Origin of the sequence: Nocardiopsis alborubida, from assembly GCF_012396365.1 — a bacterium.
GTDB classification, from domain to species: domain Bacteria; phylum Actinomycetota; class Actinomycetes; order Streptosporangiales; family Streptosporangiaceae; genus Nocardiopsis; species Nocardiopsis alborubida.
Window position 1 is genome coordinate 206,301 of record NZ_JAAXPG010000008.1, and the last position, 14,807, is coordinate 221,107.

At 70.9% G+C, this 14,807-nt stretch carries 12 protein-coding genes and 1 pseudogene; 2 read left to right on the plus strand and 11 right to left on the minus strand.

Features of this window, described 5'->3' with window-relative positions:
* The 7 genes from mrdA to HGB44_RS11050 all read right to left on the minus strand — a co-directional run bounded on the left by mrdA (nucleotide 1) and on the right by HGB44_RS11050 (nucleotide 7,205).
* Nucleotides 1–2,145 carry a penicillin-binding protein 2 gene (mrdA, locus tag HGB44_RS11020; RefSeq protein WP_061078998.1) on the minus strand — a complete coding sequence of 715 codons (2,145 nt, stop codon included), beginning with the start codon at nucleotides 2,143–2,145 and terminating at the stop codon, nucleotides 1–3.
* Between the two features lie 8 nt (nucleotides 2,146–2,153).
* Nucleotides 2,154–2,714 carry a rod shape-determining protein MreD gene (gene mreD, locus HGB44_RS11025; RefSeq protein WP_061078863.1) on the minus strand — a complete coding sequence of 187 codons (561 nt, stop codon included), beginning with the start codon at nucleotides 2,712–2,714 and terminating at the stop codon, nucleotides 2,154–2,156.
* Nucleotides 2,711–3,607, minus strand: a complete 897-nt coding sequence (mreC, locus tag HGB44_RS11030) for a rod shape-determining protein MreC (RefSeq protein WP_061078862.1) — start codon at nucleotides 3,605–3,607, stop codon at nucleotides 2,711–2,713. Before mreC ends, mreD begins: the two co-directional genes overlap by 4 nt.
* Nucleotides 3,608–3,610: 3 nt before the next feature.
* Nucleotides 3,611–4,645 (minus strand): rod shape-determining protein, encoded by a 1,035-nt coding sequence (locus tag HGB44_RS11035; protein WP_026115390.1) that lies wholly within the window; start codon nucleotides 4,643–4,645, stop codon nucleotides 3,611–3,613.
* A gap of 221 nt (nucleotides 4,646–4,866) precedes the next feature.
* Nucleotides 4,867–5,271 carry a nucleoside-diphosphate kinase gene (gene ndk, locus HGB44_RS11040; RefSeq protein ID WP_061078861.1) on the minus strand — a complete coding sequence of 135 codons (405 nt, stop codon included), beginning with the start codon at nucleotides 5,269–5,271 and terminating at the stop codon, nucleotides 4,867–4,869.
* A gap of 154 nt (nucleotides 5,272–5,425) precedes the next feature.
* The gene (locus HGB44_RS11045) at nucleotides 5,426–5,821 is read right to left on the minus strand and encodes a DUF4233 domain-containing protein (protein WP_061078860.1); all 396 of its coding nucleotides are present in this window, start codon (nucleotides 5,819–5,821) and stop codon (nucleotides 5,426–5,428) included.
* A 31-nt stretch (nucleotides 5,822–5,852) separates the two neighbouring features.
* The gene (locus HGB44_RS11050) at nucleotides 5,853–7,205 is read right to left on the minus strand and encodes a bifunctional folylpolyglutamate synthase/dihydrofolate synthase (protein WP_061078859.1); all 1,353 of its coding nucleotides are present in this window, start codon (nucleotides 7,203–7,205) and stop codon (nucleotides 5,853–5,855) included.
* Between the two features lie 120 nt (nucleotides 7,206–7,325).
* Here HGB44_RS11050 and HGB44_RS11055 point away from each other — a divergent pair, with 120 nt between their 5' ends.
* Entirely contained in the window at nucleotides 7,326–8,576 is a 1,251-nt protein-coding gene (locus HGB44_RS11055) for a folylpolyglutamate synthase/dihydrofolate synthase family protein (RefSeq protein WP_061078858.1), read from the plus strand.
* A gap of 237 nt (nucleotides 8,577–8,813) precedes the next feature.
* On the opposite strand, the gene HGB44_RS11060 is transcribed toward HGB44_RS11055, so the two are convergent.
* The 3 genes from HGB44_RS11060 to HGB44_RS11070 all read right to left on the minus strand — a co-directional run bounded on the left by HGB44_RS11060 (nucleotide 8,814) and on the right by HGB44_RS11070 (nucleotide 13,365).
* On the minus strand, nucleotides 8,814–10,229 hold the full coding sequence (locus tag HGB44_RS11060) for an LVIVD repeat-containing protein (protein ID WP_061078857.1): 1,416 nt from the start codon (nucleotides 10,227–10,229) through the stop codon (nucleotides 8,814–8,816).
* A 152-nt stretch (nucleotides 10,230–10,381) separates the two neighbouring features.
* Nucleotides 10,382–11,794, minus strand: a complete 1,413-nt coding sequence (locus HGB44_RS11065) for a hypothetical protein (protein ID WP_061078856.1) — start codon at nucleotides 11,792–11,794, stop codon at nucleotides 10,382–10,384.
* A gap of 194 nt (nucleotides 11,795–11,988) precedes the next feature.
* Nucleotides 11,989–13,365: an LVIVD repeat-containing protein gene (locus HGB44_RS11070; protein ID WP_061078855.1), complete on the minus strand. Its 1,377-nt coding sequence runs from the start codon at nucleotides 13,363–13,365 to the stop codon at nucleotides 11,989–11,991.
* A gap of 324 nt (nucleotides 13,366–13,689) precedes the next feature.
* Between HGB44_RS11070 and HGB44_RS11075 the strand changes: the two genes are divergently transcribed.
* A complete protein-coding gene (locus HGB44_RS11075; RefSeq protein ID WP_061078854.1) occupies nucleotides 13,690–14,403 on the plus strand; it encodes a DUF305 domain-containing protein in 714 nt (237 codons plus the stop codon).
* A 234-nt stretch (nucleotides 14,404–14,637) separates the two neighbouring features.
* On the opposite strand, the pseudogene HGB44_RS31905 reads toward HGB44_RS11075, so the two are convergent.
* Nucleotides 14,638–14,807, minus strand: a pseudogene (locus HGB44_RS31905) (ATP-dependent Clp protease ATP-binding subunit ClpX); the annotation flags it as partial.

Consider the following 14,807-nt stretch of genomic DNA (forward strand, 5'->3'; position numbering starts at 1 on the left):
CTACCGATCCAGCAGGTCGATGGAACCGTCGGGACGGACCGCGGGCAGCTGCTCGGGCGGCGCGCCGCCCGGGATCAGCGGTTCCCTGCCGCCTGTCTCCTCCTCCGCGGCCTCGGCCCCCTGCGCCGGGGAGTCGAAGCCGTAGATGCCGTCGTAGATGGCGCGCGCGATGGGCGCCGCGGTCATACCACCGGTACCGCCCTGGGAGACCAGGACGACGATGGCGAACTGCGGGTCGTCGGCGGGCGCGTAGGAGGCGAACCAGGAGGAGACCTGGCGCCCCTCCACGTCGGCGCTACCGGTCTTTCCCGCGACGGACACCTTGTCCTGCGGGAACCCGGCGAAGGCGCCGCGTGCGGTCCCCTCCTTGGGGACCGCGGTGAGCGCGGTCTGGAGGTACTCCAGCGTCTCGTCGCTGACCGGCAGTTCACCGCGCACGACCGGCTCGACCTCCCGTGTCTCCGTCCCGTCGGCGGAGACCAGCGCCCTGCCGATGCGGGGCTCGTAGAGCGTGCCGCCGTTGGCGATGGCCGCGTAGGCACTGGCGAGCTGGAGCGGGGTGACGAGGACGTCGCCCTGGCCGATGGCGAAGTTGACGGCCTCGTTGGCCCGCCACTGGAAGCCCTCCACGCACTGCTCGTAGGCCAGCAGCTTGAGGTAGGCGGCGCGCGACGGGTCGGTCTCGGCGACCTCGGGGTAGCCGTGCTCGCCCCGGTTGCAGTTGTTCTCGCGCGTCTCCTGCCAGAAGGTGCGCTTCCACTCGCGGTCGGGGATGCGCCCGGAGGTCTCGTAGGGAAGGTCGATCCCGGTCGGGGAGCCGAAGCCGAAGCCCTTGGCCATCTCGGCCATCGCCTCGTCGGCCTCGCCGTCGGGGTAGAGCCCGCCGTCGTCCTTCCACATCTGGTAACCGAAGTTGTAGAAGACGGTGTTGCAGGAGACCACGATGGCCTGGTGCAGGCTGATCGGCCCCTGGCCCTGGCCCTCGTAGTTCTGGTAGTTCTGCCCCGCCAGGTTCACCGACCCCGGGCAGGCGTAGGTGCTGCGCAGCGAGTACCCGTTCTCCGCGGCCGCCGAGAGCGAGGAGACCTTGAACGTGGAACCCGGCGGGTAGGTGCCCTGCACGGCGCGGGAGAGCAGTGGTTCGCCCGCCTCCTCGCTGAGCATCTCGTCGAAGGTCTCCTGGTCGATGCCGCCGCGCCAGATGGCGGGATCGTAGGTGGGCAGGCTCGCCATGGCCACCACTCCGCCGGTGCGCACGTCCAGGACGATGGCGGCGCCGGAGTCGGCCTTGTAGCGGGGTCGTGCGCCCGCCATCCCCTCGGCCAGCGCCTCCTCGGCGATCTTCTGCACGCCCAGGTCGACGTGGGTGACCAGGTGCATCCCCGGCTCGGGAGGCGTCTCGGAGATGACCTCCATGACCTCGCCGTGGTTGTTCACCCCCAGGACGCGCTTGCCCGCGGTGCCGCGCAGCTGGGCGTCGTAGACCGCCTCCACGCCGTCGCGTCCCACCATGTCGATGCCGGTGAACTGGGTGCGCAGGTCCTCGCGGGCCTCCAGCTCCTCCTGGGTCACCGGTTGCAGGTAGCCCAGCATCTGGGAACCGTGCTCGCCCTGCGGGTACTCGCGCACGGCGTGGGCCTGGGCGCTGATCCCCGGGAAGCGATCGGCGCTCTCCATGATCTGGAGGGCGACGGACGGCTCCACGTCGTCGGCGAGGGTGACGGGCTGGTAGGGCGAGCCGGGCCAGCACGGGCGGCTCACCTCGGGCCCGCACAGGCGCATGCGCTTCTGGAGTTCCTCCAGCGGGACGTCGAGCACCTCGGACAGGTCGGTCAGGACCTTCTCGCCGCCGTCCTCCATGCCCACGATCTCGTGGTAGTCGGCGGAGACCACCAGCTCGGTGCTGTTGTTGACCAGCGGTCGGCCGGTGGCGTCGAGGATCTGCCCCCGCGTGGCGGGGACGAGGAGCTGCTGGTGGTGGTTGGCCACCGCGAGCTCACGGTAGTGGTCCCACATCGGGATCTGGAGGTACCACAGCCGCACGGCCAGGGCCGCGAAGAGCACCAGGACCAGGATCTGGGCGAGCAGCAGTCCGGCCCGGCCGAGCCTGCGCCCGGGCAGTTCGACGTCGTCGACGGGTGACATGTGCACGTTCACCACCCCCGCGGGGACACGGTGTCCCGGACGCCGGCGAGCTCGCTGTCGGAGAGCGCCCCCCGCGCCCACAGCAGCGGAAGCGTGACCAGCGGTGAGACCAGGGTCGTCAGGGCGGCTCCGACGAGGGTGTTGACCGCCACGGCGGCCAGCGACACCCGCGGATCGCCCATGAGCACGCCGACCAGCGCGTAGCCCAGGCCCACTCCCACGGCGGTGACGGCGGTGGCGGCCATCAGGGCCCACACCGAGGGCCTGCCGCCCAGCGCTCCGGCCGAGCCGGTGTTCCTGTGCAGCAGGGCCAGCAGGTAGGCGGCGACGCACAGCACCAGGGCGTAGCGGCCCAGCGCGTGCTCGGCGGGCGGCAGGACGTCCATGGCCAGCCCCGCGGCGAAACCGCAGGCCGCCGCGGCGGCTGGGCTGGTGGTCAGGGCGACCGCGACGATCGCCGCGACCACGAGGTCGGGTCCGGCCCCCCACTCGAACGGGAGCCGGTTGACGACGGTGGCCTGGACGAGGACGGCGACGGCCACCAGGCCCAGGGTCGCTGCGTTCCTCATGAGCGTTCCCCCTTGTCGGGTCGGGGCGGAAGCACGGAGTCGCGCGGGTCCTCCTCGGGCCCCCCGACCACCACGCCCACCACGTCCAGGGACGAGAAGTCCACGGCCGGTGCGATGCGGGCGAGGCGGCTGAGCGCGCCGGGCGCCACCTGTACCTTCTCGACGGTGCCGATCGGCACGCCGGGCACGAAGGGCGCGCCCTCGTGCGAGCCGAGCGTGACCAGACGGTCCCCGGCCTCGACCGGTGCCTGGAGGTCGAACAGCTCCAGGGTCAGTTCGGCGTCGGGACCGCCGGGGACGGTGCCTCCCCGGACCACGCCGATCTTGCGCGTGGCCTCCAGGCGGGCGCCGACGGCGGAGTTGACGTCGGTGGCGAGCATGACGGTGGCGGTGCTCGGACCGGCCTCGATGACCTTGCCCACCAGACCGGAGCCGTTGACCACGGTCATGTCCGGGCGCACACCGGAGTCGGTGCCGGCGTCGATGGTGACCGTGTCGGCGTAGCCGCGCGCGGTGACGCGGGTGACGGACTGGGCGGGGACGATCTCGTAGCCGCCCAGACCGGCCAGTCCCAGCATCGCGTCGAGCTGCTCGGCGCGCGCGCTGTCGATGCGGGCGGCCCGCAGGTCGTCCTCCAGCTCGGCGTTGGCCTGCTCCAGCTCGGCGACGCGCTCGGACTCGGGTCCCCGGACCAGCCCCTCGTAGAGGCCGGACACGGGCCCGGTCGCCCAGCTGACACCCGCGGCGGCGGGCGCGAAGACGAGTTCGCCGCCCGTGCGGGCGACGGAGGTGACGGGATCGGCGCCGGGACGGGCGTCCAGGACGAGCAGGGCCACCGCCGCGGCGACGAGTACGGCGAGGAGTACGCGGGATCTGCGTGAGTCGCGGAACATGGGTCACCTCCGCCGTTCGGGGACGAGTACCTGGTGGAGCCGTTCGTAGTTCTCGACGCAGGTGCCCGAGCCGACGGCGACGGAGTCCAGCGCGTTGTCGGCGACGTGGATGGGCATCCCGGTCTCGTGCAGGAGCCTCTCGTCGATCCCGCGGAGCAGCGCTCCGCCGCCGGTGACGGCGATGCCGCGGTCCATGATGTCGCCCGACAGCTCCGGAGGGCACTTGTCCAGGCTGGTGCGGACCGCGTCGACGATGGCGGTGACCGGCTCCTCGATGGCCTGGCGGACGTCGCTCTCGGCCAGGACGATGGTCTTGGGCAGTCCACTGACGAGGTCGCGTCCGCGCACCTCGGCGCGGATCTCCTCGGACCCGGTCGGGTAGGCGGAGCCGATGGCCATCTTCAGTTCCTCGGCGGTGCGCTCCCCGATCATCAGGGAGAACTCCTTCTTGACGAAGGTCGCGATGGCCTGGTCGAGTTCGTCGCCGCCCACGCGGATGGACTGGGAGGTGACGATGCCGCCCATCGAGATCACGGCGACCTCGGTGGTGCCGCCGCCGATGTCCACGACCATGTTGCCGGTGGGCTCGTGGACGGGGAGCCCCGCGCCGATGGCGGCGGCCATGGGCTCCTCGATGATGTAGACCCTGCGCGCACCGGCCTGGTAGCCCGCTTCCTTGACGGCGCGGTGCTCGACCGAGGTGATGCCGCTGGGAACCGCCACGATCAGACGCGGCTTGGCGAAGTGGCGCCGCCGGTGGATCTTCTGGATGAAGTAGCGCAGCATGCGCTCGGTGATCTCGAAGTCGGCGATGACACCGTCCTTCAGGGGACGGATGGCCGTGATGTTGGTCGGTGTGCGGCCGATCATCTGCTTGGCCTCGATGCCGACAGCGACGATCCGGCCCGTTGAGGTGTTGAGCGCGACCACCGACGGCTCGTTCAGAACGATGCCGCGTCCTCGCACGTACACGAGCGTGTTGGCGGTACCCAGGTCGACGGCCATGTCCCGGCCGAGAAAAGCAAGGTTGTTCGGCATGTAACGTCCTCAGAGGCGCCGTGTCGGACGTGGTTACCCGGGGCGACCATACGTAGTCGTTCCGGCACGATAGGTATCCAGTCCCCCGTATCGTAACGGTCAGCACTTAGTCCGTTACGCAAACACACCGAATTGTCGCCCCGTCGGCGGACGAACCGACAGAAGTCGCCCGTGTCCGCGGGTCCCACATGCCGAGGGACCCGCGGACCGCTCCGTTTCCCCTACAGGTCGGGGAAGAACAGCTTGATCTCGCGCTCGGCGGAGTAGGTGGAGTCCGAGCCGTGCACGATGTTCTGCTGCACCTCCAGCGCGAAGTCGCCGCGGATGGTGCCGGGGGTGGCGGTCACCGGGTCGGTGGCGCCGGCCAGGGCGCGGAACGCCTCCACCGCGCGCTCGCCCTCGACCACCATGGCGACCAGGGGGCCGCCGGTGATGAACTCGACGAGGGAGCCGAAGAACGGGCGCTCGGCGTGCTCCTCGTAGTGCGTCCTGGCGGTCTCGGCGTCGAGCGTGCGCAGCTCCATGGCGACCAGCTTCAGGCCCTTGCGCTCGATACGCGAGATGACCTCGCCGACGATGTTGCGGCGAACGCCGTCCGGCTTGATGAGAACGAGAGTGCGCTCCACGTGCGTGTCAACTCCTCATTGGGGCTCCGCGTGGCGCACGTGGGCACCCGCCCACGGCAGCGGCCGCACGCGGAGGAATCGGGTGATGGGTCACAGGTGCGGGGGCCGCAGAAGGAGGGGTCTCCCCGGGCCGCCCGCCCGGACCTGCGTCACACTATCGCGTTTGGCGCGTGGGCGCGGAGGCCGCGGTCTGCCCGCCCTGCCCGGCGGCCTCCGCCTCGGCGCGGGCCAGGTGGGCGGCCTTCATCTCGTCGGTGCGGCGGCCCATGATGACGCCGGTCACCCACAGCGAGACGAACACCACCGCGATCAGCATCGCCCCGGAGACCAGGAAGGAGGTGAACAGGAAGGCGGCCTGCAGCGCCCAGGCCGCGTAGTGGGCCCAGCGGTGCTTCTGGAGCCCGGAGAGCACGAGGGCGGCGACGGCCATCCCTCCCCACAGGCTCCCGGCCAGGGCCGGGTCCATCCCCTCCAGGGAGATGGCGACGGGGATGAAGAGGCCGATCACGATGACCTCGAACACCAGGATGACGGCGCAGACTACACGCACGGCGGGTTCCCTTCGTAGTAGACCTGGCCCGTCACTCCTGCACACCGCGCAACAGATGGACGGCGTCACCCGAGGTGACGACCGATCCGGTGACCAGTACACCGGTGCCGCCGAACTCCCCGCCTTCCTCGGCCAGGCCCACGGCCCGGTCGATGGCGTCGTCGAGTCGGGGCTCCACGTGCACGCGGTCCTCACCGAAGATGTGCTGGGCGACGTTGGACAGCCGCTCCGGGTCGAGGGAACGCGGGGAGGAGTTACGGGTGACGACGATCTCGTCGAGCAGCGGTTCGAGGGGTTCGAGAATCCCCTCGACGTCCTTGTCGGCCATGATCGCGACCACTCCGACCAGCCGGGAGAAGGTGAAGGCCTCCTCCACGGCCGCCGCGGTGGCGGTCATCCCGGCCGGGTTGTGCGCCGCGTCGGCGATGATGGTCGGGCTGGTGCGCACGACCTCCATGCGGCCCGGGGAGTCCACTCCCGCGAGGGCCTCGCCGACGATGGCGGGGTCCAGGCCCCCGGCGTCGTCGCCGGAGGAGGCGAACGCCTCAACCGCGGCGACGGCCACGGCGGCGTTCCCGGCCTGGTGCGCCCCGAACAGGGGCAGGAACAGGTTCTCGTAGCTGCCGGTGAGGCCCTTGACGGCGATCTGCTGGCCGCCGACGGCGATCTCGCGGGAGGTGACCCCGAACTCCAGGCCCTCCCGGGCCACCTGTGCCCCGACCTCCGCGGCGTTGCGGATCAGGGCCTCGGCGGCGGGCAGCGGCTGCTGGGCCAGGACCGCCACGGAGCCGGGCTTGATGATGCCCGCCTTCTCCTCGGCGATGCCCTCCACCGTGTCGGGCAGGTACTCGGTGTGGTCGATCCCGATGGGGGTCACCACGGCGACGTCTCCGTCGACGACGTTGGTGGCGTCCCACCGGCCGCCCATGCCGACCTCGACGACGGCCACGTCCACGGGGGCGTCGGCGAAGACGGCGTAGGCCATCACCGTGAGGATCTCGAAGAACGACAGCGGGGCGTCGTTCATCGAGTCGGCCATCTCGACGTAGGGGCGGATGTCGTCGTAGGTCTCGACGAACCGCTCCTGGGAGACGGGCTCCCCGTCGATGACGATGCGTTCGCGCACGGTGCGCAGGTGCGGGCTGGTGTAGCGGCCCACGCGCAGACCCCGCCCGCGCATGAGCGCGTCGATCATGCGGGCGGTGGAGGTCTTGCCGTTGGTACCGGTGACGTGGATGGCCCGGAAGTTGCGGTGCGGGTCTCCCAGGAGGTCCAGCAGGGTGCGGACCCGGTCCAGTCGAGGATCGATGTCGGACTCGGGCGCACGGGAGAGGATCTCCGCGGTCACCTCGGCGTAGCGCTGCTCGGCGCTGGCTTCGCTCACGGTGTCTCGGTGTCTCGTGTGTTCGGGGTGTACACCCGCGTCAGTCTACGCGCCCCCACCTGGGCCCGGACCCCGGGCAAAGGATCCGATGGCCCGTGTCGCGCAGACCATACTGGGAGCATGCCAAGCCTTGACCTGTTCTTCTCCGAGTGGGCGCGGCGCCGCCCCGGACAGACCCGGAGCCTGGAGCGCGCCGCGGCGCTGACGCGCGCGCTGGACCTGGACGCCGAACGCCCGCCGGTGCTGGGGGTGGTGGGCTCCAAGGGCAAGGGGAGCACCGCGACCACGGCGGCGGCGGCGCTGTCGTCGGCCGGGCTGCGCACGGTGCTGGTCACCGGGCCGAGCTTTCGCTCCTACCGCGAGCGCGTGCGGGTGGACGGGACGTCGGTGACCGACGGCGAACTGGACGCGCTGGGCGAGCGGATCGCGGCCGCCCGCCGGGAGCTGCCGTCGGTGGAGGAGACGGGCGGCTACCTGGCGCCGAGCGGACTGTTCCTGGTGGCGGGCCTGCTGCGCGCCCGCGAGGTGGACGCCGACGTGTGCGTGCTGGAGGCCGGGATGGGCGGTCACCGCGACGAGCTGCGCCTGGTCGGCCCGGAGGTCGTCGCCCTGGGGAGGGTCTTCGCCGAGCACGTGGGCGTCCTCGGCGACACCGTGGCGCAGATCGCCCGGGAGAAGGCCCGGGTCGCCGGGGAGCGGACCCGCGCGCTGGTGCGCCTGCCGCAGACCGCGGAGGTGGCCGCCGAGGTCGACACCGCCCTGGCCGAGGCCACCGGCGGCCGGGTCCGGGCCGAGGTGGTCGATCCGGAGCGGCCGGGGGTGGAGCCGCCGCCCGGGCTGCGCCCGCCGGGGCTGTCCGCGGCCTCGGGGGTGCTGGGGACGGCGGCGGCCGCGCGGATGCTGGGGCACCTGGGCCGCCCGCCCCTGGACCTGGAGCGGCTGCACGCCGTGCTGGGCACCGTCCGGCTGCCGGGGAGGCTGTCCCGCCACGCCGTGCCCGGCGCGGAGGCGGGCGCCGAGGTGGTCGTGGACTCGGCCATCGACCGCAACGGGGTCGCCGCCGCTCTGGCCCACGCCCGCGGGCTGTGGGGCGGGGTGGACCACGTACTGCTGTGCCTGCCCGACCACAAGGACGTGTCGGGGGCGGTGGAGGTCCTCGGCGACCTGCCCGTGACCGCGGTGCGCCTGCCCGAGGCCCACCTGCGCTTCGAGCACGCCCTTCCGGAGCACTGGGGCCGTATGGACGCCGCGGACCTGTCCCCCGCGGCCCTGCGCGCGCTCGGCGGACGCGTGCTGGCGCTGGGCACGGTCTACTTCACCGGCCGGGTCCTGGAGGCCGTGGACGCCCCCACCGACCGCCTCTTCGGCTGAGGCCGCGCGGCCTCCCGGCCGCCCGCTCCGTCCACAGGGCGGAGGAGGCCCTGGCGGTGCCGGGCTCCGGCCTGCTTTCCTGGAATCGGGGGGTCCCCGGACCCGCCCCGCTGCGCCGCGCCCTCTCCCCGGACAGGGCGGCGAAGCGGTGCCGCACCACGGCGACGGGGGCGGTGCCGCGGCACCGCCCCCGTCCGTGTCACGGGCCCGGGGAGCCCGTCAGCCCTCCACCCGCCGTCAGTGCCGTCCCGGCCGGTAGCTCTCCTGGCTCTGCGGGTTGAACTCCTCCATCCGCACCCGCTCGGCCGCGCGCACGCGCGGGTCGTCGATCCGCAGCACGTCCAGGCCGCGTTCGATGTCGGACGAGTACACGTAGCCGTTGTAGTAGTACGTCGACCAGGTGTCGTTGTCCTGCACGCCCTCCTCCACGCGGGAGTCCACGTCGAAGAAGCCGATCTCGCTCGGGGCGCTCGGGTCGTTGAAGTCGATCACCGAGATGCCGCCCTGGTACCACGACTGCACGAAGTAGTCCTGGCCGGGCACCGGGATCAGCGAACCGTTGTGCGCCACGCACACCTGGTCGCCCTGGTGGCGGTCGATCTTGAAGTAGCTGGCGAAGTCCAACTCCGGCGAGTCGCCGCCGCCCAGCTCGTAGATCGCGTTGGCGCCGCGCTGGGGACCGACCTCCTCGGTGCAGGTCGGGGCGCCGCCTCCGCCGAGCTCGTCGGTGAACAGCACGGTCCTGGCGTCGTTGGTGAAGGTCGCCGAGTGCCAGAACGCGAAGTTCTCGTCCTGGACCACCTCGGTGACGACCGGGTTCACCGGGTCGGAGATGTCCATCAGCACGCCGTCGCCCATGCAGGCGCCCGCGGCGATGTCGCGCTCGGCGTAGACGGTGATGTCGTGGCAGCCCTGGGTGGGCAGCAGCAGCCCGTCCTGCTCGTGGTTGCCGCCCTCGGGGAACAGGACCGGCTCGTTGACGACCGCGGCCTCCTCCGGCGCGTCGTGCGGCACCTCGATGACGGAGATCTTGTCGTGCGGCGGCTGGCAGTTCGGAAAGGCCTCGGAGGGCGAGTACGACGACACGTAGACCAGGTCGCTGTCACCGGTCTTGCTCGGCACCAGGGTGTTGGTGTGCGAGCCGCAGTCGGTGCGCACCGCCGACACGTACTGCGGGTTTGCCTTGTCGGAGATGTCGAAGATCCGGATGCCCTCGAAGCCGTCCGGATCGGTCACCGGGACGGAGGGGGCGCCGCACTCGGTGCCCGCACGGGGGTAGTCCACCGAGAAGTAGAGCAGGTCTCCGCTGACCGACACGTCGCCCTGGCCGCCCGGGCACAGGACCTCGGAGACGACCTGCGGCTCCTCCGGCTCGGAGATGTCGTAGATGACGAAGCCGTCGTAGTTGCCGCCGATGGCGTAGTCGCCGCTGAACGCCAGGTCCGAGTTGACGTTGCGCACGGCCGAGGGCTTGGGCATGTGGGCGACGTGGGTGATGTTGTCGCTGTGGATGTCTTCGGCGGGCGCCTCGTCCGCCTGCGCGGCGGCCGGGCCGAGGAGCCCGACGAGCAGGGACGCGGCCGCGGCGGACGCGAGGGCCGCGGTACGGCGCAGAGCCTTCCTGGCCCGTGGTGCTGCGGGAGGTGCGGGCATGGGTTCTCCTGTGTGCACTAGGGGGTGGGGGTGGACGCACCGGGGCCGCGGCGTACACGGCCGCGGCCCCGGTCCTTCGTCACCCGGTCACGTGCCGGGCGGCGTTCGGGCGGGCGCCCTGGTCCCCTCGGGGATCCGGGGCGCCCGTGCGGTCAGCGGCCGTTGCCGCGTCCCGGCCGGTACTCGGCCTGGGACTGGGGGTTGAACTCGTCCATCTGCACCTGCTCGGCCACCCGGAACCGGGGGTCGTCCAGCTTCAGGACGTCGAGCCCGCGGGTGATGTCGGAGGAGTAGACGTAGCCGTTGTAGTAGTAGGCCGACCAGGATCCGCCGAGGACGAGCTCGTCCTCGCTGATCGGGTCGCGGTCGAAGTGGCCGATCTCCTGGGGGTCGCTGGGGTCGTTGAAGTCGATCACCGAGACGCCGCCCTGGTACCAGGACTGCACGAAGTAGTCGCGTCCGGGGACCGGGATCAGCGAACCGTTGTGCGCGACGCAGTTCTCGGTGTCGGTCTGGTGTCGGGGCAGCTTGTAGTAGCCCTCGAACTCCAGCTCGGGGGACTCCTGACCGCCGCCGATGGCGTAGATGGCGTTGGCGCCGCGCTCGGAACCGATCTCCTCGTTGCAGGTGGCGCCGCCGCCTCCGCCGAGCTCGTCGGTGAACAGCACGGTCCGACCGTTGTTGGTGAAGGTCGCCGAGTGCCAGAACGCGAAGTTGTCGTCCTGGACCACCTCGGTGACGACGGGCGCGGCCGGGTCGGAGATGTCCATCAGGACGCCGTCGCCCATGCAGGCGCCCGCGGCGACGTCGCGTTCGGCGTAGACGGTGATGTCGTGGCAGCCGGCGGTGCCGGTGTTGCCGCCGTCGGGGAAGAGCACCGGGGTGTCGATGACCCTGGCCTCAGACGGTTCGTCGACGGGGATCTCGATGACGGAGATCTTGTCGTGCGGCGGCTGGCAGTTCGGGAAGCGCTCCGAGGGCGAGTACGAGGAGACGTACACGTACTCGTGCTCGCCGTCCTTGCCCGGCACCAGGGTGTTGGTGTGCGAGCCGCAGTCGGTGCGCACCGCCGACACGTACTGCGGGTTGGCCTTGTCGGAGATGTCGAAGATCCGGATGCCCTCGAAGCCGTCCGGGTCGGTGGTCGGCACCGAGGGGGCGCCGCACTCGGTGCCCGCGCGGGGGTAGTCCACCGAGAAGTAGAGCAGGTCTCCGCTGACCGACACGTCGCCCTGGCCGCCCGGGCACAGGACCTCGGAGACGACCTGCGGCTCCTCCGGCTCGGAGATGTCGTAGATGACGAAGCCGTTGTAGTTGCCGCCGATGGCGTAGTCGCCGCTGAAGGCGAGGTCGGAGTTGAAGTCACTCATGGCCTCGGTCTTCGGGACGTTGGTCACATGGGTGATGTTGGCGCTGGTGTCGGCGTCACTGACGAACTCTTCGTCCGCCGAGGCAGAGGCCGGGCCGAGGAGCCCGACCATGAGCACCGCCGCTCCGGCGAGGGAGACTCCGGTCAGTCCGCGTCTGGCACGCCGGAAGCTGGGGGTCGGGGGGGATGACGCCATCCTGTGTACTCCTGATTCTGATTGGAGCGAAACAGGAAGAAGGTACACAGTTCAACATCTATATGTATAGGGGGAGACAAAAGAAACCTTGTTCTTAACACGGTGTCGAGCTGGCCCGATTCGACTACACAACCCGCCTAACCCGGGTGCCGCGCGGCGCGCCGGAGCCCTCCGGCGCGCCGCGCCCCGACGGCTCAGCCGGAGGGCGGGGGCGGCTGCGACTGCGGGTTGAACTCCTCCATCCGCACCTCCTCCGCCCCGGCCAGACGGGAGTCGGTGAGCCGGAGCACGTCGAGCCCGCGCATGATGTCGGAGGAGTAGACGTAGCCGTTGTAGTAGTAGGCCGACCACGAGCCCGCCGTCGTCAGGGCGTCGGGGTTCCAGGGACCGCGGTCGAAGTGGCCGATCTCCCGCGGCTCGGACGGGTCGTTGAGGTCGATCACCGAGACGCCGCCCTGGTACCAGGACTGCACGAAGTAGTCCTGGCCGGGCACCGGAATCAGCGAGCCGTTGTGCGCCACACAGTTCTCAGTTTCGGTCTGATGACGAGGCAGTTTGTAGTAGCTCCGAAATTCGAGCTTCGGATCCTCCCCGCTCTGGTCCAGCGAGTAGATCGCGTCGGCTCCCCGTTCGGGCCCCGTCTCGGTGTCGCAGGTGGCCGCGTGCCCGCCGCCGAGCTCGTCGGTGAAGATCACGGTGCGGGCGTCGTTGGTGAAGGTCGCCGAGTGCCAGAACGCGAAGTTGGGGTCGCTCACGCGCTCGACCACCACCGGGTTCACCGGGTCGGCGATGTCGAGCAGCAGGCCGTCCCCCAGGCAGGCAGCGGCGGCCAGGTCCCTCTCGGGGTAGGCGGTGATGTCGTGGCAGCCGGTGGTGGTTCCGTGCCCCCCGTCCGGCAGCAGCACCGGCTCGCTGACCACCCGGGCCGAGGCCGGATCCGCCAGCGGCACCTCGATGACGGAGATCTTGTCGTGCGGCGGCTGGCAGTTCGGGAAGTCCTCCGAGGGCGAGTACGAGGAGACGTACACGTACTCGTGCTCGCCGTCCTTGCCCGGCACCAGGGTGTTGGTGTGCGAGCCGCAGTCGGTGCGCACCGCCGACACGTACCGCGGGTTGGCCTTGTCGGAGATGTCGAAGATCCGGATGCCCTCGAAGCCGTCCGGGTCGGTGGCCGGCACCGAGGGCGCGCCGCACTCGCTGCCGGCACGCGGGTAGTCCACCGAGAGGTAGAGCAGGTCGCCGCTGACCGACACGTCGCCCTGGCTTCCTGGGCACACGACCGTGGACACCCGGCTCGGGTTCTCCGGATCGGAGATGTCGTAGACGACGAAGCCGTCGTAGTTGCCGCCGATGGCGTGGTCACCGCTGAAGGCCAGGTCGGTGTTGTAGGAGGCGACACCGTCCAGGCCCTCCGGCCTGGGCAGGTTGGCCACGTGCACGACGCCCCCGCCGGTGCTCACCCCGTCGGCCCTCGCCCCCGGAACGGCCAGGAGGGCGGTGACCAGGAGGGGCGCCGTCCCGATCGTCCCCCAGCGCAGTCCGTTCGCGTGCCTTCGCGTCTCCGACACCACCGCACACCTCCCGGAAATACCCAAAGCATCCAACTTGTTACTATGGGTTATACTCACCTCCATTGGCAATAACCAGACGAAACGCCGGAATCGGACACATGGCACTTCGGAAGACCAAAAGCACCCAGAAGCCCTCAGAGTGACGGGCACCCCGTCTTCCGCGCCCGACACCGCGAAGTTGAACGAGATGGCACCAACCCGCGCCCGGGGCTGGACAGAACACCCGTCGAGTGAGTAAGAAAGCCCGCAGGACGTTGCCCCAAGGCACAACGCCCACCGGCACAGCGGCCCCGTCCGCAGCCCCACCCCATCGGAGGACACCTCGTGCGTCGCCTGGTACTCGCGGCCGGAACCGCTCTCGCCCTGCTCGGAGCCTCAGCCTGTACGGGTGACGGGGACGGACAGGAGCAGGAGTCCGCCAACGTCATCGCCCCCGGCGCGCCCGGGGAGTCCTCCTCCCCGGCCACCGCCGACCAGATCGCCGCCCTCGCCGAGGAACAGGGCCACAACGAGGCCGACGTCACCTACCTGGTGATGATGATCGAGCACCACTCTCAGGCCCTGGAGATGACCGACCTGGTCCCCGAGCGCCACGAGCGCGAGGACATCGAACTCATCGCCGACCGCATCGCCGACGCCCAGGGCCCGGAGATCACCGCGATGGAGAGCTGGCTGGAGGAGAACATCTTCGGCCCGGCCAGGGAGAACCCGGCGCACCAGAACTTCTGCGGGTTGGAGGGGGACGGCACCCATCACGACGAGAGCGGTGACGTGCCCACGTGCGAACTGGAGGTCGACCACGGCGACATGCCGGGCATGGCCACCGAGGAGGAGCTGGAGCAGCTGGCGGCGGCCGAGGGCGACGAGTTCGACCGCCTCTTCGTGGAACTGATGACCACCCACCACGAGGGCGCGGTCACCATGGCCGAGGACGTGCTGTCCGAGGGCAAGGACCAGACGGTGATGCGCATGGCCAACGACGTGATCGCCGAGCAGAAGGCCGACATCGCGCGTATGGAGCAGGCGCTGGAGGGCTAGGCCCGGCGGGCCCGCGCACCCCCGCCCCCCGCGGAGGGCGGACAGTGGCCCCGGGTACACGCGAGGGGGCGCCCCGGTCGGGGCGCCCCCTCGCGTGTACCCGGGCCTCGTCGTCCGTACGGGCGAACCGCCGGAGCACGGGGCCGGGCCCCGGCAAGGCACCGCCGGACCCGTCGTACGCGCGGAGGACTCGTCTGCGCGGAGCTTCGTCTGGCGGGGATCCGGGGGATGCTGCTAGGCGGACTTCTCCTGGCGGGTCCGGCGCAGCTGGGCCCGCGGGACGATGGTGGGGTTGACGTTGTCGATCACGGTCTCCCGCGTAATGATCACCTGACCCACATCCTCACGACTGGGCACCTCATACATCACCGACAACAACACCTCCTCAATAATCGCCCGCAACC